Consider the following 18,017-nt stretch of genomic DNA (forward strand, 5'->3'; position numbering starts at 1 on the left):
TTTTGATTAAATCGGGGTGATCTCTATCATCAGAAGAGACCGTCAGCGGTAGCAACACCGACCACACTAAAGATCGCTCCGATACAGATAGCCTTGACTGTCGTAAACAATGTTGCTCCAAACGTATCTGGTGCTTCGAAAACAAATACTATGACTTGCTGCAGGTGACGCTCCCTCGGCACAGGTCTTAGTTTTCAGCGTAAAGCCGTCTTATCAGCTAAGATCATTAATAGTCTTAGGCGATTTTATTGTTCTTCGGTTCGTCTCCCAGCATGCCCTGGATAGTCACGTTCAAATCGATCGGCTATTTCCTGCGTAGTAACTTCAATGATCACAGGGCGACCATGGGGGCACGCATAAGGGTTTTCACAATCGTCAAGTGTCGAAAGGAGCTCAACCATTGATCCCTCTCGCAATGATGTGTTTCCAGTAATCGAAGGATAACACGCAAAATCGGCAAGCAGCGCGTCAGCCATTGCTTCAATCGTGGTATGTTCACTTTCGTTTGGATCGGTTGAGAGAAACTCACCAAGAACATCTCGTAACAACCTTGGTTCCAGCGTTTCGTTAAACACCGTTGGAACCGTTGTCACCGTCACTGTCCGATTTTCATCGGTATCAGTCCGTCCTGCATGAAACCCAAGCTGGGCAAGTGCGTCTTGATACTCATCAAATAATGCTGCTTCACCGGCCGTGAGTTCAAGTGTAACTGGAGAAGCAAGCACTTGCGTTTCAGTAGTACCTGCGAACTGTTCGTTGAGTCGCTCATAATTGATCCGTTCATCTGCGGCATGCTGATCAACCAGTACTAACCCATCCGGAGTCTCCGCAATGATATATGTATTGTGTAGCTGACCAAGAACGTGCATCCGAGGGAGGTGTTCGTACTCAGGGGTTTCGGTATCATCACTGAGTGTGGCACTTTCAGTCGAACCAGAGAATTTCTGCCCTGACTCCAGCGTCTGCTCCGTGTGACGATGGTGGCTGGGCTGATCTTGTGAAGGTTTGCCATCAAGTGAGTCACTCGTAGACGATGTCTCTGGTTGTGTCGTCGATTCGTCTCCCAGCGGTGTGGAAGTCGTATCTGGTTCAGTCGAGACCGTCTCCGTTAGCTGATCCTCACTAACTCCTTCTGATGTTACTGGTGTATCTTTCTCTACCGGAGAAACATCCCACTCGGTATGCTGGTTTTCGGATGCTTCAGCCGTAGCATTGGTGGCCGTGTCTTGGCGTTTGTGTTTTGGCGAACTATCGGACTCTACAGTTACTGATCCAGTATCGGGTACGTTCTCGTTGGACTTCTTGTCTCTTTCTGGCGCTAATTCGGATTGCTCACTACTCGGTATAATCTCGGCATCATCGGGAGCAGACCGTCCACGTGGTGCGGATGTTCGGATCAAACCATGATCAAGGAGTGTGCTCTCAACCGTCTCACGAACCTGTTCACAGACACCTTCCTCGTCATTAAATCGCACTTCCATCTTTCGTGGGTGAACATTCACATCCACTGAATCCTTTGGGACGTTGAGGAAGAGTACCACGAATGGATAGCGATTGACGTCCAATTGATTACCGTAGGCCGACAAAATTGCGTTTCGAACGGCAGCCGAATTTACGTACCGACCATTAATATTTGTCGACATGTACTCTCGAGTACTCCGAGTCGTTTCAGGATTGCTAATAAATCCACGAATATTGTTCACCGGTCCATCCATGAGATCCTCATCTTCCTGATCGATTTCGATCATGGATGTGGCGACCTCTTTACCGTAGACCGAGAGAATAGTCGCCTGGAGGTTATCCCGGCCAGTTGTAGAAAATACCTCACGACCGTTGTGTTTCAATGAAAATGCGATATCAGGGTTCGCAAGCGCATATTCTGTCACAACTGTGTTGATATGCGAGAACTCAGTTGCATTGGTCTTAAGGTATTTTTTCCGTGCTGGAGTATTGTAAAATAGATCCGTTACTTCGACAGTTGTTCCTTCTGGACAGCCAGCTGGCGATACATCTTCGACAGTTCCACCACTCATCTGGAGATTAGTTCCGGCATCTGTTGATCCGCGAGCCTTCGTTCTGATTGTCAGTCGTGAGACGGCCCCAATCGTGTGTAATGCCTCGCCGCGGAATCCAAGTGTCGTCACACCAGATTCGATGTCTGTGATATCGGTTATTTTACTCGTAGTATGCTCCTGCACAGCCATACGGACGTCCGTCTCACTCATACCACGACCATTGTCACTGACGGCGACACGTTCTATCCCACCCGCATCGACTGTCACCTCAATTCGCGATGCATCAGCGTCAATACTGTTCTCGACAAATTCCTTCACAACGGATGCAGGACGTTCTACGACCTCCCCCGCTGCGATTTGGTGTACTGTCCTCTCATCCAGTTTTTGAATTCGTGTTTCGTCTCTTGAATCGTCAGTCATCGTTCTGAGACCCCTCTTTAGAATTTTCAAGCTTCGTTTGCCAGGTTTCAACCTTTTGCAGTAGCTCAATTGGAGCTATTTCATCGATCGGAGTATCCGTAACTGCCTCTAACACGTCTTTAGCTTCTGGCCCAAAACTCGCTTCTAACTCACTTTCTTTGGTCGTGTCTGGAGTGGTAGTAGCCTTCGCCGAGGTTTGTACTTGGTTCGATCCAGGATTGAATATAGCTTGTTGTGACTCATGTATCGACCTGCCGCTCCTAGCTTCGATAGCTTTGTTTGCTTGAAGCTTTGCGAGCACATCATGGGCACGGACCGTAACTGGTGTAGGGATACCTGCTAACTCAGCCACGTGAATACCATAGCTCCGATCGGCCGGACCTTCTTTAATTGTACGTAGGAACGTTACTTTCCCGTTTGTTTCATCAACTGTGACATGGACGTTCTCAACAGAGTTGAGATGGTCTGCGAGTATTGTGAGTTCATGGTAGTGAGTAGCGAAGAGAGTGTTTGCTCGTACCTCATTGTGTAAGTACTCGGTCGCAGCCCACGCAATTGAGATACCATCATAGGTCGCTGTCCCACGGCCAACCTCGTCAAGAATGACTAATGAGCGCTCCGTCGCAGAGTGAAGAATATTACTAAGCTCTTGCATCTCAACCATGAACGTCGAGCGACCCTGTGCCAGCTCATCTAACGCACCGACCCGAGTAAAGATCCCATCTACAATACCAATCGTCGCCTCCGTCGCAGGGACAAAACTGCCGATTTGTGCAAGGAGAGTAATCAGCGCTACTTGTCGCATGTACGTAGACTTTCCACTCATGTTCGGACCAGTTACGATGAGCAACTTTCGGTTGGTATCCAACCGAACATCGTTTGGCACGAATTCGGTGGTTTGTTCGACGACTGGATGCCGACCCTGGTCGATTCTCAATGCATCAGAATCAACCAGGTCCGGACAGATCCAGTTGTTCGCTACCGCATGTACAGCTAGACTTGTCAAAACGTCAGTTTCTGCAAATACTTGCCCGACAGTTTGTAGCAAAGTCGCATGACCGGCAATCATCGTACAAAGTTCCGTGAAGAGTTCAACCTCTAAGTCGCCTCGTTGTTTCTCTAAACGGAGGATTTCACGTTCCCGATCTTTTAGTTCCTCAGTTGTATATCGTTTTGAGTTTGTAAGGGTCTTTATTTCCTTATAGAATGAGGGAACCTTATTAGTATCTGACTTGCCAACCTGGATGAAGTAGCCGTCTGTCTTATTCCTATTTACTTGGAGATGTGCGATCCCGTGTTGTCGTTTCTCTCGTTGATCAAGTGTCTTGATCCACTCAACTGCGCTCTCATGCTGTTCAATAAGTGTGTCAAGTTTATCGTGATAGCCCTGCTTGAACACTCCTCGTTCTGAAGGTGATCCTGGTGGTTCCTCGGTAAGTGCATCTTGTAACTCCGAATAAAGGGACTCGACCTGTTCATCATCAAGACGATTAACAATTTCAGAAAGGGGTGAATCGGCGAGTCCAGGGGCGGCCGTGATCGTTTCTCTCAGTTCCGGCAGCCATTCTAGCGAGTCACGAACTCGAAGTAGATCACGAGGAGAAGCACTTCCATGGGTGACTTTACTCGCTAGTCGTTCGAGGTCGTATACACCGTTGAGTATATCTCGAACCACCTCACGGGGCAATGCAGCGTTTGCAAACGCTCCAACGCTCTTATGGCGATGTTCCAGTGCTGATTTGGAGCGCCGAGGACGTTGTAGCCATTCTTTGAGTAATCGCCCTCCTTGGCTTGTCACTGTATGGTCGAGAGTATCAAACAGTGAACCCACAGCGTTCCCGTGCATTGTTTCGGTAAGTTCGAGATTTCGTTGAGTGGTTGCATCAAGTTCGACATGATCATCTGCGTGGTACGACTGAAGGCGTGTCATTGACGAGCGAACACCTGTTCCAGTCTCCTCAATATAGGAGAGGATTGCACCTGCTGCGCGAATCTCTGCCTTACTCTTAGTGTCGAGACTCAGGCTCGAAAGCATCCCTTCACCAAAGTGTTCACGCATTGTATGTGTCGCACGACCTGGTGCGAAGGAGTCTGCATCGTGAATTGATGGAGTGGCAGATGTCTGTCCACGCAGTTGCTCAAGGAAGCGATCGTCATTTCGAAGTTCTGGTCCTGGAAGTACTTCGAGGGGATCAAACCGATAGAATTCTGTGAATAACCGAGCATTCGCATTTTCGTCTGCTATGTCTGTAACGTAGAAACGTCCAGTAGTAATATCAGCGAATGCAAGGCCGTAGTGATCGTCTGAGATCTGAACTACCGACGCAATGTATCGAGCATCTGTAGAATTCGTCTCCAATAGAGTACCTGGTGTGACGGTTCTTGTTATCTCTCGGCAGTATCCATCTTCCGTCTTATACTGCTCGGCAATAGCAACTCGATATCCGCGCTCAACAAGTTGTTTGAGGTATGGTGTGAGATCGTCTACTGGTACTCCTGCCATCGGATAGCTTCGGTTCTGTACTGATTTCTGGGATATTTTTAGGTCGAGTAAATCAGCAGCTGTCTCGGCGTCATCAGCAAAAAATTCATAGAAGTCTCCGACTTGCATTGTCAATAAATCTGCCTCTGTTCTCTGTTTTAACGAAAAATATTCCCCAATGATCCCGTTCGAATTAGCCATTTGCTTCACCTCTTGTTTTTCCTTTCCTGAGTGGTTCAGAGCACTTCACTTCTACTGGTTTAACGTTTAGCCCACAGGTACAACCCTAGTTCTTGTCTCATGTGAACACCGAATGTCCCCCGGCATTCATCTCATAATCATATCCGACTGCACTGGTACTAAGAACTCTCCGCAGAGTGAAAGTGAAGAAGGACGGATTTGCGTCGTTGTCGGGACGAAGTGAAGATCAACGGTCAGCAGAATCCCGCTGAGCACCAGTACGTGGTCTTCATCGACGATATGATCGACGAGCTGATAGCCTGCATCTGTCTGCACCACGTCCACCGGAACGCCGTCTGCAAACACATGGCTGCTGTCGAGAACGCAACCGACGGGACGCTCGACGCCTTCCCTTCGGAGGAGAATGAAGACGATGCCGAACCAGAAGACTGCGACTGCGACGGCCTCGGTGATTTCCCGTGCTGGCCGTATGTGAGAACGGGACGGAAGGAACTTCCGAATTAACTCGATCACAATATATGCCGATTTGTGGTACTACAGACGGATTACGGGTAGCAAATACGATAATGAAAAATAACCAGCGAGAACGGTGAGTCTGTTGTTCTATTTACCTTACAAAATTTGTTTAATGTATGGTACCGATTAACGTGATGCCTCGGAGATCCCCCATGATTCGAATTATCGATGTCGAGATGGAACATACGCTTAGCGAATACACGACCGATCTCGTCCTCCGGAAACCAGTTCAAGAAATGCAAAACAGCGTCGTTGACGACGTTGCGGCACTCAACGGCCACACGGTCTGGATGGTGAACTCGACAGCGAGCGGCGGCGGCGTTGCCGAAATGATGCCGAAACTCATCAGTCTCTTCCGTGCACTTGGCGTTGAGACTAAATGGGCAGTCATTGACGTTGACGACTCCGCGTTTTTCGAATTTACGAAGGATATCCACAACCTCCTTCACGGTGTAGGTGATCCCGTAATTGTAGATCAGGAACGCACACTCTACGAGCAAGTGAGCCGTTCAGTGGCCAACGAGCTTGCCGGACGGCTTTCCACTGAAGATGTTCTTGTCGTTCACGATCCCCAACCGCTTGCAGCGGGTGCGATGACCATCGAAGAACTCGGAATTCCTGCTGTTTGGCGCTGTCACATCGGCTCCGAGCAACAGTCCGACAAATCACAGGCTGCATGGGAGTTCTTGCAACCGTGGCTATGCAACTATGACCAAACTATCTTCACGCTCCCCGCATACGTCCCTGAGTTCCTGCAGGACGACACGACCATTATCCCACCAGCTATCGATCCGTTCAATGCGAAAAACCGACGCCTCAGAACACAGGAAGTCGCTAGCATCCTCACGCGTGCCGAACTTGTCGCCACGAACCACCCGACGGAGTCGTTCGACGAACCAGCGCGACGATTGCAGGCTGATGGAACCTTCGCGCCGGCGACCGACTTAGCAGATCTTGGGCTACTCTTTCGCCCTATCGTTTGCCAGATCTCCCGCTGGGATAGCCTCAAAGGGTTTATTCCTCTATTACGTGGATTCGCCCATCTTAAAAGCGATGTTCAGCCATCACCCGATACCATCGTGGACGAGTCCAAGATGTCGTCAGAGAAAGCGGTAGGAGAAGCGCCGAACGGCGGGGAGGTAGCGACCCCGAACGAGGACGACAATATGAGTGAGTCGATTCGCACCGATGCCCATCAACGACGAATCGAACATGCCAGACTCGTCCTCGCTGGTCCCAATCCATCGTCAGTCGCCGACGATCCCGAAGGACAGGCGGCACTTGAAAAAATAGAGGAAACGTGGCGCTCACTTGAATCTTCGATTCAGGAGGATGTCGCCATTATCGTTATGCCTCCAGATCAACACGAAAGCGCACTCGTCATCAATGCGCTACAACGCTGTGCTACGGTTGTAGCTCAAAACTCGCTCCGCGAAGGGTTCGGCCTCACAGTTACGGAGGCGATGTGGAAACGTGCTGTTTTGATGGGCTCCGACACTGGCGGTATCGGTGTGCAAATTCGTGATGACGAAGACGGTCTGCTCGTGCCGGATGCTGCCGACCCAGTTTCGGTCGCCAACACGCTTGATGCAGTGTTTGAGAATCCTGGCCAATGGAATGAGTGGTCGCACAATGCCCAAAGGCGAGTCGCCGATAAGTATCTCGTCTTCGAACAGGTGACGCGTTGGCTCGACACGCTTGGCACGCTGGTTCGATAATGACCACTGCTTTCTCACGAACTAGTCGCCCCTACCGTATTAAAAGCTCCTCGCCCGTCGCTTGCTGCGGACGGCGTTGCCTGGTCCTGTTCTACGAAGGTATCCCTAATCGAGATGTTTATTTCTGTCACTATTGCCGACAACAACGGCTCTCCCTGACCAACTATCCCTCGGGAACCCACAAGATAACCACCCGCGGACTCAACTTCCCACGCTCCACCGCACCGTCCTCATGCAACGTTTCAAGCCGTCGATGCGCGGATGGCCGCTCAATCTCAAACGTATCCGCCACCCACCGAGCGGTCACTGCAGGAAACTCCAATTCGTGTATCGCGTAAGAATAGTTTAGTGACCTCGGCTGTGGTTGAGAACCTACAAATATCATTTAAGACATGAACCGATATGGAGACAGCCGCAACACCAATCTGAAACTACTCTCTCATCTACTACCCCAATTCATTTGGCTGCTCACCCAGACTAACATGTAAACATGCCTCACCAAAATTTCGATCATAACTCACATATGCGCCGCGCCTTCGAGCTTGCTCGTGAGGCTGCCGGCCGCGGTGATCGACCCTTCGGTAGCGTACTCGTCCGTGACGATACAGTCATCATGGCTGATTCGAACCGTGTCCTCACAGAGAATGATATTCGTCGGCATCCCGAACTCCACCTCGCCTACCGAGCGTGTCAGGAACTGAATCAGGAGGAACGGGCTGAGACGGTTATGTACACAAGTACAGAGCCGTGCCCGATGTGTGCTGGTGGAATGGTTATGGCTGGGTTCGAACGAGTGATCTATAGTGTTGGTAGCGATGAAATGGCGGAATTTACAGGAACTGAGCCATCCGTTCGTTCGGCAGACATCCTCGAGGACGTCACCGACGTCGTTGGCCCCGTCCTGAATGACGAGGGTCGACAGATTCACGACGAATCCAATTGGTGAATTCAGGTCCACCACAGATACTGATCCTCCTCTCACTTGTTTTTTGTTCGGATTGAGGACAGGATGGACACTGAACGATGGTTCACACACGAAGTGTGACGTCGTCTGGGGGGGTTCCTGGTTCAACCAAGTCCACTCCTCGACGTCACAGAGAGCGAATCACCTGTGAAAGACGAAGACGATTCGACGACCTCGACAACCTGGCAGACGGAACGACGGCGGCTGAAGGATGCCAATCTCGTGCTTGACACGTTAATAAAGCTCGCGAGGTTATTTGCGCTCGGCGTGCCTCCACTGTTGGCACTCCTTAGCGTCGTTTCCTAACAAGAGTACCATATTGTTCGCCCTTTTCGAATAGCGTCATTTGACTAACTCATCATTCTCAGTTCGAACCATTAATACTGAGGAAGGTAGATTATATGTACTATCGAATTCAAAGCAGAGATTAAATGGTGTGTGACGAATGAAGGACGTTGCGTTCGATCCGCTTGAAAAATGGACGGAAGCACCACCGGAGGTTGGCTAATGGCCCTGCCGGTCGTTCCACTCAATCACAACACACCGCTGTTTCCCAACACGTTGGGATTATTCGGTGTTGCGCTAGTCATCCTTATGATAATCCTCAGGGGAGACGCCCATGATGATGCCCTCTACCTTCGGGCACTGTTCGCGGTGTTCGTGGTATCCATAATCGCCAGTGGAGCGGTTGAAATGATCTTTCATCGGGACGATCTATCTTTGTGGTTCGACACCGTGGCGAGCCTGGCGATACTGTGTGCTGGCATGGCGATGGTGCTCGAGTATTACTTGCTGACCGAGGATCGGGACGACCAGGACAACTTTCCTGACTACTGAGGTCGTGAGATAAGCTTAAAGATAGACGATGACCGTGAACGAGAGTCAGTAGCATCAGATGTTAGCACAAAGTACTAACCACTATTTTCTCGCCAGTGAATCTGAGTACGTCGTCACTCTCTTAGACGTCTTCTTTCGGCCGTAGCGATAGCACTCGGCTGTAAGTGGCCGACCGTCACTCGTCACGTGGCACACCACACATGTCCACGACGAACCCCGAATCGGAGCCTAAACAGGTCACACTCTAACCGACTTCTTTGTTTGAGAGTACTACCTCTCATTCCTCCTCATCAAGCAAATTTCTCCTCACCATCCCTCAGTCGCACTTCTTGATACGACGCTAGTGGTAGTGTTAGTATTATATACTAACATCGAGGAGGACTCTAAATTTCGTCTTTCTACTACTGTAGAGGCATCATAGTGCAATAAAAACACTTGTTGATACAGGTTCACTCTTCGTACAATCGTCTCGCTTATGGGAATCATCAACCGAGATGAAGGAGCGGGAAGGTCGTCATGCGGTCGGCCATCCACTCAGTAATTGTATTTGTTCGCTCATCGTCGCACTCATTCCCACTATTGTCACCATTCGCGACTGCAGTTACTCGCTCGATGAGCTGTGGGAGGGTCGAAACTCCGGCACCAATCGCCGCTCCCGTGACTTTCCCCTTTGTCCCGAACCGTTTTCCGATCTCGTATCCCGTCCTTGCGTGCTGAACACTGTTTAAATACCACTCAATATCACCCACCTCGCTGAACGGTTGCGGTGGTTCGTCGGGATCAAACGCCGCACGGGTGCTGTTGTAGGCACCGTACACTGTTCCCAAACCGCCCCCTAAAACCGAGCCGTACGGTCCGGCGACGTACCCGCGTCGAGCCCCTTGAAGTCCACTCTTAGCTGCGTAGTGGTGATCAACCGCGTCGACGAACTGCTGGATTTCGATTGCAAGCGTCGCCGCCGATCGGTTCGTCGCTGCCGCAATCGCCAATGGGTCCGGTATTGGTTCGGAACCTCGGTTGTTCACGCGTTCCCGAACGGTATCGACCGTTTCCCTTGTCGACGTAGCGGCGCGCGATAGCTCATCGTATGCAGTTGTCCCCCTTCTGACCGTCTCTCGTGCGGCGGTTTTTCCCACGTTATGCCCTACGTGCGACACCGCTTCTGTTTGCTCCTTCGCGTCCTCGGCGATCTCGCGTACGCGGTTTCGGAGTTGGAGTTCCATATATATCGGTAGCGGTTCCACAATCCTGGCCATTCGCTTTGCGCATGTAAGGTCCTTCTAAGGGAAAGCGCGCGATTGGCACCGGCGGGAAAGGATGGGGAAAACCACCAATGCGACGCTCGCGGCATTCCCTGATGAGGATAACGAAGACGATTTCGAACCAGTGGACTGCTACTGTGACGGCCTCGGTGGCTTCCCGTGCTGGCCATGCGTGCAAACGGGACGAAAAGAACTACCGAACTCACCCTCGTTTCAGCTCAGTGAAGGACTATGAGTTGACGAAGTGCAGTTGCATGTTCAGAATACGTGACACTCTACTTCGGTAATATCCTCGAAGTCAGAATCACCTGTACATAGCAAATCGCAATCTGCTACTTCTTCAGCGGTTGCAAGATGAATCATATCTGCATAGGATGGGGTTCTCTCATCAGCTTGAGAGTAATATTTCCGCCGAAGCTGTGCGCCACGGATGGCGATCGAGGGTGTAACTGGGAGGATGTCAAGATGGTCGAAGCCACTGATCATCTCCATTGCCTTCTCAGCAGTGGCTGTTCCCTTCTCACGGTCAAGAATGTAGTATACCTCGGCCAGGACTGTTGTTGCGACAATCATCCCTTCTTCTTCTCCACGCTTGATCACCTCACGTGCTTGCGCTTCGTTTTCACCCTCAAGAGTCAGCTCCAACCAGGCCCATGAATCGACAAAAAGCATCTAGTCGTATTTGCTCCATGCACGTTTGGATTCCGCAAGTAGTTCTGAAACGCTCTTATCGGTCTTCCGCGGCGTCTGCTGGACTTCTTTGAGTAACTCCCACGAGTCTTTTTCTGGTGAGATGGTCACTGTGCCATCACTGTGAATTTCGAAAGTGACCGTTGTCCCTTCGTCGATACCGAGCCGATCTCGAATTGGCTTTGGGATTGTAACTTGCCCTTTGCTTGTTACCCGGGCTGATTTTTCAACTGACATGCTCTCTCTATCTCTGACTATGTGGTTCTTACTAATATCTCTTTCTTACATCCTCTACTAAGTAAGGCAAGCAACGATAGCGGCACAATCTCGACTACTCGTATTGAGCTGATTGAGCCAATCTGCACTGAGAAGACCCACTTGGACTCATCGAAGTCACGAATGAAGGTACCATAATTCGAATCGAAAATCGAAGAGCCGTCTAATGAACGTTTTGCCCACATTATTCTCCATTCTCGTCGCTGCCTTCGTTCCACCGCACTTGAATTTCGTATTGCTTGCCATCGTCCGTTTTCGAGACTTCCTCAATCAGCTCGACTGTAGCAGGTCGATCCGTAATCGAGTTTAAGAATGATTCGTCGATCGGTACTTCTACAGCTTCCATTCGCTCATAGCGTCCGAATACCCGTTCGCGAAAGAGACGAAAATACTGAGCAGCCTCATCACGGGTAAGTGATTGCTGCTGTGTTTCTTTCTGTTCATCTGCTGTTTCCGTTCGGTGTGAAAGGACGGCGTTCAGCACTTCCCCAATGGGCAATACAAGCCCACTGAAATAGAGCCACGTAACCAAAAGAAATACTGCACCAAGCACACCCGAGACACTTGATCCAACCACTTGCACATAGATCTGAAACAGGCCTGGATTGCTGTCCATCCCACTGCCGCAAATACTGTCCCAGGAAGAACCCCACGTGGAGTGGTTTCGACACCAGGAAAGAGATAATACATCGGAAAAATGCAATGACGAGTGCTACGACCAACACAATTGGGTTGAGAAGTTCGATGAATGGAACTGCAGGAAAGAGGGCAAGCAGCGCGCCTGCAATAATCGTTGCAATCACTGCAAACCCGATCGCGAACAGAACGATAAGCCCATCACGTACTTGATCAAGAATGGATTCATCTGTTTCAGCTGCATAGATTTCGGAAAAGGCAGTATCCAATCCACGGAAGAGCTTCAACGCCCCCCATGTGAGCGTTAGTATCCCCACGATGGACGCACTCGCTCGTCCCTGTTCACTTTCAAGAGTGGTTTCGGCAAGATCACCTATTGCAGGAGAAAGAGAGCGCGCATAGTCGATTACTTGGGTCTGTAAGCTGTTGCTTCCAACCGTTGCAAATGCTAGAAATGCAAGGAGCAATAGAGGTAGAAGAGAGATGAATGCATGGTATGCGATACTCCCTGCGAGAAACGTTACCTGCTTTTCCTGTATTCGGTTCGAACCGACTGAGCAACTGTGATACTGTTCTAAACTGATGGAGACATAATCGATAACAGTGGTTTGGCCTCAAGGTTCTACCGACACTACATAATCCCTCTCCTACTCGGGTTTCCAGTCCAGTTTAATGGTCACTGATTCGCGACTCCCACGGAGTACAGACGACGATTCACGAGTACCGATTTCATAGCCCACAGAACTCGATGGCGAGAGGGTCACCGTTTTGTTGCCAACATCGATATTGGCGTCTCCACCTTCTCGAAATTCGTGTGCAATTGCTTGCAAGCGATCGGCGACTTCTTCTCGCGAGATCTTCTCCTCGTTAAGTATCTTTTTGGACATCGTGAGTAGCTATCTCAAATCACTCGAATAGGTGTTTTGGGCAAAGAGTTGGGCTCCAAACCATAGTCATTTTTAGAAGGGACTATCAGCCGTGGCGGCGCCGACCACACTAAAGATTGCTCCGATACAGATGGCCTTGAATGTCGTAAACGGCGTGACGATGTTTCACTCGGAAAGCGGTGTCGCTTCAGCGAACTCGACCAGACAGAAGCTTCTGCTTCCAGGGGAAACCCGAGAAGTTATTCTCCCTATTACGATGGACAACGACAAAGTCGATGATTGGTTCCGATCACACGTCAAGAATGGCGAACGCTCCACCATAGTAATGCGCACACAACTCGTTGTTGATCCACTCGGGGTCGGCAAGCCGATTCGTGTTCCCGATGGAGACGGCATCACTTACCAATGTACTATGCAGACCGCCATTTTCGAGGATAATCAAACTGCCGCAACAACATGTGGCTGAATCCTCTTGGAAGTAAGCTCGTGGTTCTCGAGCTTTTCCACCTGTAGAGACGAAATCAGAGTATCTTTTTTAGTCTTAGAACTCCCGAGAGAAGAGACCTTACTGACCAATCGAGGGTTGGTAGTTGTCTGTTGCTACTAATCCCTCAATCTTGTTCGGGAATGGTAACCGTCGACTCGCCATCAACGATTCGAAAGCCGCCAGCTTCCTCTCGAGCAGACACCTCTTGTTGTGGATACGGAATTTTGATTCCTTCACGGTCATAGGCGAGTTTGACCGCACGAACCACAGCTGTTACTGCGCGCCACTTCCGGCGACTACTCGGTTTCTCGATCCAAAATCGAAGCTCAAGGAGGACTGCAGAATCCCCAAATTGCTTCAAGACGACGTCTGGACTCGGCACCGTCAAAATGTCGTCGATACCTTTCATAGCTTCCTTTGCAATAGCCATCGCATGATCGGGGTCGGCTTCATAGTCCACCCCCACCTCAACACCGAGTCGTAGTCGTCCCTTCCGCCCGATATTGATGATTGTACTACTACTGACGACATCGTTTGGGAGCATGATGTATTTTCCTTCGAACGTCTCGATACGAGTCGTGAAAATCGTGATGTCAGTCACGATCCCATCATGCTCATCGATTTGTACCCAATCACCAATTTCGAACGGTCGCGAGAACATGAGCTGAAAGCCAGCAAGCAGCGATCCAAGCGTTTCATTTGCTGCTAATCCAATTACAGCACCAAGCAGTCCAGCACCCACAAACAACCCTTGGAGGTTTATTTTCCAGACACTCAATATAGCGAATAGACCAACAACATACACACCGATAATAGACAATCGGGAAACGACCTTTCCCTGATGACGTGTGATCTCCTCGGTCTGTTGCAAGAGTTGATCAATGACTCGATCGACCATTCCGGCGCTAACGTACACTGCCGCATACACGCCAAGTGTCAGCACGAATTGAAACCCGGTCCGTCTAACTGCGCCGAGTGCTTTCACACTCTCTACTGCGTGGTGCGTTTGTTCCCAGATAATAACGAACAAACTGCCACTTGCCCCAATAAGAAACAGACTGACAACGAGTAGACCAACATTTACCAGGCGAGATGCGTAGTCATGCTTTGCAATCCGTGAGAGCCTCCAAAGCACCCATTCACCAAGAATAAGTCCAATACCAACAATGAGAGACAGGAAAAATTGGCCCTCGGAACCCGGAAATTGATTGACGACCCACTGGAGAAACGATGCAAGAATCATCGATATTCTCTTCTAGTAAATTGGTGCTGGGTGGTACTATCAGGGCGGTATATCCAGGTCTGAGGGTGTGATTGTTCTACGATGCGTGCCATGCGTCACATTGGAAGACAGTGGCGTCACAAGAGTGTGCCGAAATTATATTCCATCTAATATTTGGATATCATTAAGCCGTCGATGCGCGGTGGGCCGCTCAATCCAAGCGTATCCGCCACCCAGGAAGCGATCACAGCCGGGAACTCCGACTCGCGTATCGCCATAAAAATATCGTCGTTAGTGGCTTTCTCTGTATACTTCCCATGATTGATGTGAACGGGCTAGTTTAAAACTAAACACAAGACGAATTAACTGGCCATTAGCTACCCGCCAACAGCAAAGGCACACGCCATCACCGATCGAGTCGCTTGTCGGATGACTGTTGATCCTGTTTCGTGACTTGACCGCCGCACTTGGGACAAATTCCTTCCGTGGTGTCGAAGGTTTCACCACACAGCTGGCATTCAAAGGATGCATCACTTTCCGTCGTGAATAGCTGTTTGAGTTTGTTGATGAGTCTCATTGAGTGGTGATTTACACTCTTCGTGCATACCGGGAAAAATCTACGGATAAATAGCAATATGCAAACTCTATTCGAGAGCGCGTTAACTGTTGGTTTCACGGATTTCAGGAAGCTTCATACACCATCTCCAAAAATCGATGGCGTCCAACCCGTTGTAGACGACTTGCTGCAATGGGATGTAGCCGTATCGCTGCACGGCTTGATCAGCGTAGAACCGCGCCGGATGCTGAACCATCCGACGCTGGTCTTTCGTCTGCCAAGGCTCGAAAGACCATACAAACGGAACCATCCGCAACCCTTGAAGCTGACGAGACGGCACAGCAACGCGCACAAGCCGAACAATTCGCCTTCGACGTCAATGTCCCTGGACTCATCGACGTCACTATGTGAGCCACGAGCACCTCGCAGACCACCAGAACGTCGTCTTCATCGACGATGTGATCCATGAGTTAATGGCCTGTATGTGTCTGCCTCATGTGATATGACTGAAATGGAGAGTGAGGTTATTTTCTCATCTCACTCATCAAACAGTGATTTTTCGGTTGTCACCTGTGTGTCAGTGACATTAAGTGATCCCTCTAGCGTTCGATATGGATACGGCATGTCGATAGCTTCAGCATCAAGCCGTTCTTTCACCGCTTGTACCAACTCAGACCGAATTCGTGTGAAGTTCGATCGGGCAGGATCGCCAATCCAGAACCGAGTTTGCAGACCGACATAGAAGTCTGCGAGCTCCGTCACTCGAATATCCGGCGCTGGATCTGCAAGAATCTCCTCGTGTTGCCGTGCTTCGTCGAGAATCACGTCCTTTGCGTGATCAATGTCGTCATCGTAGCCAATGCCAAAGACGAATTTCTGTCGGAGTTTCTCATACGCAACCGGATTCTTTACTGCATTATTCGCCAAGTCGCCATTTGGAACTGTAATGCGTTCATTATCGAATGTCCGAACGCGTGTCACACGCAGATCGATGTCTTCGACTCGCCCCTCGCCATCGCTCCATTCGATCCAATCACCCACCGTAAACGGACGGTCTTTCAGAATGAAAATCCCTGCGACGAAGTTGCCAAGTAGTTCTTGTGCAGCAAAACCGATGGCGAGCACAATAGCACCAGCGAAGACACCGAACGCGGCAATCACACTGCCAAATCCGGTGACCGTGAATGCTGCCGCGATTGCAAGTGCCCAAACGAGCACGCTAGCAACATTCTCGCCTAGACTTCGCACGGCTGGGTCATGCCCTTGCCGTTTAAGTGCTCGGGTAACCACAGGAATGAGAACATTCTGACCGAGTAGATACACGACGACGAGTGTTACCACGAACAGTATCGCTGGAATCGCATACTTACTAATGAGTGATGTGGTATTCTGCTGTAATGGGATGATTGGGATCATATTTAACTCGAGCTGTGACACCATACTTCGACCAGGGAATAGAACGTATCTTCAATGAATGTTGTGACCACTTGTCGAAGATAACGACAAAACTAAAGTAGTCATTATAACAAAACTAGACTTTCGAAACAACTCGGAAGTAGCTTTACTATTTATAGTATATGATCGGACTCTTGTTCCGGCGGATCAGATGTTCCTTCATCAACTGCTGCTTGATATTCGGCGATTCCGGCACCGTCTTTCGGTTGTCCTTCATTATCTCGAGCCACTCTTTCAAATGTTTTCAGGATGCTCTTCGGAGATCAGTCACCTTTTATGTCAATATATTTGGCGATCCTTCCAGAAACTTCTGGTGCTGCAAACGACGTCCCGGAGGCTTTCACCCATTGTCCGTCTAGCGATTTGCCCATGTTGGTTCCAGTGGCTTGCGCCAACCGGTTGTCTTTCCCGATCGCTGTGACGTCTGGATTATCACCGTTTGGAGTATAGGAGGAGAATTCGGCCATTTTGCCGTCTTTCGTGCATGCGCCGATGCTAAACGCTCCTTTTGCTGTCGCTGGGCTTCCACTTTTCGCCCCCGTGTTACCTGCAGCAACAACATCTCGAACTCCTTTTTCGATGAGCTTTGTATGAATTCGATCGAGTCGCTTCGATCGCTTCTGGTTCCCCCACGACATATTGACGACGTTATATTGGTCGTGATTCTTGTGAAGCCATTCATACGCTCGAAGAATGATGTTCATCTTGATTCTTCCCTCACTTCCAAATATTCGAAGGGAGATAAGATCTGCAGCAGGTGCAAGCCGCGTTACTTGCCCGGCAACTGCTGTCCCATGACCGACCGCATCATCACTCCCTCCCGTCTTCGTGACATCAATTTGTGTGACCGAGGTTTCTGCGAACACCGGATGACTCGTATCGATTCCCGAGTCCATGATGACAACAGTCTGTTGCTCACCAGGTGCTGCTAATTGTGGGATGTTATGAAGGCGACGGACATCCTCAATTGTCGCTACGTCTGCCGGCTCTTCGCTGATGAAATCTGGTTCGTATCGAAGTGTAGCGGTGATATTATCTTCGATACCAATAATTTGTTCATCCGCTTGTAACTTTGACTCGTATTCAGTATTATACTGCACATACGCTGCTGATACGAGATTGTCCCCAGAATCGTATGTTTCGATAATTTTGCAGTATCTTTCGAGTATTTTGGGTTAATCTTGATAAAATATGATTTTCTTTGGCATTTTCTTACACCACTGCGCTGATTCGCACCCTGAACTAAAATATCTAATCGCCACATGTGAATATTTTTGGAAATGAATTAATAAATATGGCTATAGTTACGTACCCAATGACCAATATCATGTGACCGATCCTCGTTCACAAAAGTAACCCTAATCGGGGTGTTGAGCCCCATTGCTGCTACCAA

General features: G+C 49.6%; 17 protein-coding genes and 1 pseudogene. 7 read left to right on the plus strand and 11 right to left on the minus strand.

The genetic code is table 11. The annotated features are described in order from the left end of the window. Positions 1-245: 245 nt before the first annotated feature. Together mutL and mutS are read right to left on the minus strand one after the other, a co-directional pair. Positions 246-2,435, minus strand: coding sequence for a DNA mismatch repair endonuclease MutL (gene mutL / locus LIW51_RS17775; RefSeq protein ID WP_227377800.1), 2,190 nt, complete (start codon positions 2,433-2,435; stop codon positions 246-248). After that, positions 2,428-5,118, minus strand: coding sequence for a DNA mismatch repair protein MutS (mutS, locus tag LIW51_RS17780; protein ID WP_227377801.1), 2,691 nt, complete (start codon positions 5,116-5,118; stop codon positions 2,428-2,430). Before mutS ends, mutL begins: the two co-directional genes overlap by 8 nt. A 198-nt stretch (positions 5,119-5,316) precedes the next feature. Between mutS and LIW51_RS17785 the strand changes: the two genes are divergently transcribed. The 4 genes from LIW51_RS17785 to LIW51_RS17800 all read left to right on the plus strand — a co-directional run bounded on the left by LIW51_RS17785 (position 5,317) and on the right by LIW51_RS17800 (position 9,153). After that, entirely contained in the window at positions 5,317-5,622 is a 306-nt protein-coding gene (locus LIW51_RS17785) for an SWIM zinc finger family protein (protein ID WP_227377802.1), read from the plus strand. A 164-nt stretch (positions 5,623-5,786) separates the two neighbouring features. Further along, positions 5,787-7,352 (plus strand): glycosyltransferase, encoded by a 1,566-nt coding sequence (locus tag LIW51_RS17790; protein ID WP_227377803.1) that lies wholly within the window; start codon positions 5,787-5,789, stop codon positions 7,350-7,352. A 490-nt stretch (positions 7,353-7,842) separates the two neighbouring features. After that, positions 7,843-8,298 (plus strand): nucleoside deaminase, encoded by a 456-nt coding sequence (locus LIW51_RS17795; RefSeq protein WP_227377804.1) that lies wholly within the window; start codon positions 7,843-7,845, stop codon positions 8,296-8,298. Positions 8,299-8,823: 525 nt separating this feature from the next. Continuing rightward, the gene (locus LIW51_RS17800) at positions 8,824-9,153 is read left to right on the plus strand and encodes a hypothetical protein (protein WP_227377805.1); all 330 of its coding nucleotides are present in this window, start codon (positions 8,824-8,826) and stop codon (positions 9,151-9,153) included. A gap of 485 nt (positions 9,154-9,638) precedes the next feature. Here the strand turns inward: LIW51_RS17800 and LIW51_RS17805 are convergent, their stop codons facing one another. Further along, complete coding sequence (locus tag LIW51_RS17805; RefSeq protein WP_227377806.1) at positions 9,639-10,376, minus strand: hypothetical protein; 738 nt, start codon at positions 10,374-10,376, stop codon at positions 9,639-9,641. A gap of 94 nt (positions 10,377-10,470) precedes the next feature. Here LIW51_RS17805 and LIW51_RS17810 point away from each other — a divergent pair, with 94 nt between their 5' ends. Further along, positions 10,471-10,650 (plus strand): hypothetical protein, encoded by a 180-nt coding sequence (locus LIW51_RS17810; RefSeq protein ID WP_227377807.1) that lies wholly within the window; start codon positions 10,471-10,473, stop codon positions 10,648-10,650. Between the two features lie 23 nt (positions 10,651-10,673). Here LIW51_RS17810 and LIW51_RS17815 read toward each other — a convergent pair whose 3' ends face one another. The 5 genes and pseudogenes from LIW51_RS17815 to LIW51_RS17835 form a co-directional block, all read right to left on the minus strand. After that, positions 10,674-11,087: a type II toxin-antitoxin system VapC family toxin gene (locus LIW51_RS17815; RefSeq protein ID WP_227377808.1), complete on the minus strand. Its 414-nt coding sequence runs from the start codon at positions 11,085-11,087 to the stop codon at positions 10,674-10,676. After that, entirely contained in the window at positions 11,088-11,342 is a 255-nt protein-coding gene (locus LIW51_RS17820; protein WP_227377809.1) for an AbrB/MazE/SpoVT family DNA-binding domain-containing protein, read from the minus strand. Between the two features lie 223 nt (positions 11,343-11,565). Next, entirely contained in the window at positions 11,566-11,997 is a 432-nt protein-coding gene (locus LIW51_RS17825; RefSeq protein ID WP_227377810.1) for a YihY/virulence factor BrkB family protein, read from the minus strand. Positions 11,998-12,097: 100 nt separating this feature from the next. Then, a pseudogene (locus tag LIW51_RS17830) lies at positions 12,098-12,616 on the minus strand (YhjD/YihY/BrkB family envelope integrity protein); the annotation flags it as partial. 48 nt (positions 12,617-12,664) lie between these two features. Continuing rightward, positions 12,665-12,904, minus strand: coding sequence for an amphi-Trp domain-containing protein (locus LIW51_RS17835; protein WP_227377811.1), 240 nt, complete (start codon positions 12,902-12,904; stop codon positions 12,665-12,667). Positions 12,905-12,995: 91 nt separating this feature from the next. Here LIW51_RS17835 and LIW51_RS17840 point away from each other — a divergent pair, with 91 nt between their 5' ends. Continuing rightward, positions 12,996-13,370 (plus strand): LEA/WHy family protein, encoded by a 375-nt coding sequence (locus LIW51_RS17840; RefSeq protein WP_227377812.1) that lies wholly within the window; start codon positions 12,996-12,998, stop codon positions 13,368-13,370. A gap of 145 nt (positions 13,371-13,515) precedes the next feature. On the opposite strand, the gene LIW51_RS17845 is transcribed toward LIW51_RS17840, so the two are convergent. Next, complete coding sequence (locus LIW51_RS17845; protein ID WP_227377813.1) at positions 13,516-14,634, minus strand: mechanosensitive ion channel family protein; 1,119 nt, start codon at positions 14,632-14,634, stop codon at positions 13,516-13,518. Positions 14,635-15,361: 727 nt separating this feature from the next. Here LIW51_RS17845 and LIW51_RS17850 point away from each other — a divergent pair. Then, on the plus strand, positions 15,362-15,580 hold the full coding sequence (locus LIW51_RS17850) for a hypothetical protein (RefSeq protein WP_227377814.1): 219 nt from the start codon (positions 15,362-15,364) through the stop codon (positions 15,578-15,580). Positions 15,581-15,706: 126 nt separating this feature from the next. On the opposite strand, the gene LIW51_RS17855 is transcribed toward LIW51_RS17850, so the two are convergent. Then, complete coding sequence (locus LIW51_RS17855) at positions 15,707-16,576, minus strand: mechanosensitive ion channel family protein (RefSeq protein WP_368411842.1); 870 nt, start codon at positions 16,574-16,576, stop codon at positions 15,707-15,709. Between the two features lie 311 nt (positions 16,577-16,887). After that, a complete protein-coding gene (locus tag LIW51_RS17860) occupies positions 16,888-17,724 on the minus strand; it encodes a S8 family peptidase (RefSeq protein WP_227377816.1) in 837 nt (278 codons plus the stop codon). Between the last annotated feature and the right edge of the window lie 293 nt (positions 17,725-18,017).

The sequence above is a fragment of the Haladaptatus halobius genome, assembly GCF_020618475.1.
In the GTDB taxonomy this organism is placed as follows: domain Archaea; phylum Halobacteriota; class Halobacteria; order Halobacteriales; family Haladaptataceae; genus Haladaptatus; species Haladaptatus halobius.

What these genes read in the sequence shown, in the direction of transcription:
- LIW51_RS17795 (WP_227377804.1), top strand. Translation starts at nt 7,843, where the DNA reads ATGCCTCACCAAAATTTCGATCATAACTCACATATGCGCCGCGCCTTC.
- LIW51_RS17850 (WP_227377814.1), top strand. Translation starts at nt 15,362, where the DNA reads ATGGGATGTAGCCGTATCGCTGCACGGCTTGATCAGCGTAGAACCGCG.
- LIW51_RS17800 (WP_227377805.1), top strand. Translation starts at nt 8,824, where the DNA reads ATGGCCCTGCCGGTCGTTCCACTCAATCACAACACACCGCTGTTTCCC.
- LIW51_RS17810 (WP_227377807.1), top strand. Translation starts at nt 10,471, where the DNA reads ATGGGGAAAACCACCAATGCGACGCTCGCGGCATTCCCTGATGAGGAT.
- LIW51_RS17815 (WP_227377808.1), bottom strand. Translation starts at nt 11,087, where the DNA reads ATGCTTTTTGTCGATTCATGGGCCTGGTTGGAGCTGACTCTTGAGGGT.
- LIW51_RS17835 (WP_227377811.1), bottom strand. Translation starts at nt 12,904, where the DNA reads ATGTCCAAAAAGATACTTAACGAGGAGAAGATCTCGCGAGAAGAAGTC.
- LIW51_RS17805 (WP_227377806.1), bottom strand. Translation starts at nt 10,376, where the DNA reads ATGGAACTCCAACTCCGAAACCGCGTACGCGAGATCGCCGAGGACGCG.
- LIW51_RS17845 (WP_227377813.1), bottom strand. Translation starts at nt 14,634, where the DNA reads ATGATTCTTGCATCGTTTCTCCAGTGGGTCGTCAATCAATTTCCGGGT.
- mutS (WP_227377801.1), bottom strand. Translation starts at nt 5,118, where the DNA reads ATGGCTAATTCGAACGGGATCATTGGGGAATATTTTTCGTTAAAACAG.
- mutL (WP_227377800.1), bottom strand. Translation starts at nt 2,435, where the DNA reads ATGACTGACGATTCAAGAGACGAAACACGAATTCAAAAACTGGATGAG.
- LIW51_RS17790 (WP_227377803.1), top strand. Translation starts at nt 5,787, where the DNA reads ATGATTCGAATTATCGATGTCGAGATGGAACATACGCTTAGCGAATAC.
- LIW51_RS17825 (WP_227377810.1), bottom strand. Translation starts at nt 11,997, where the DNA reads ATGGACAGCAATCCAGGCCTGTTTCAGATCTATGTGCAAGTGGTTGGA.
- LIW51_RS17820 (WP_227377809.1), bottom strand. Translation starts at nt 11,342, where the DNA reads ATGTCAGTTGAAAAATCAGCCCGGGTAACAAGCAAAGGGCAAGTTACA.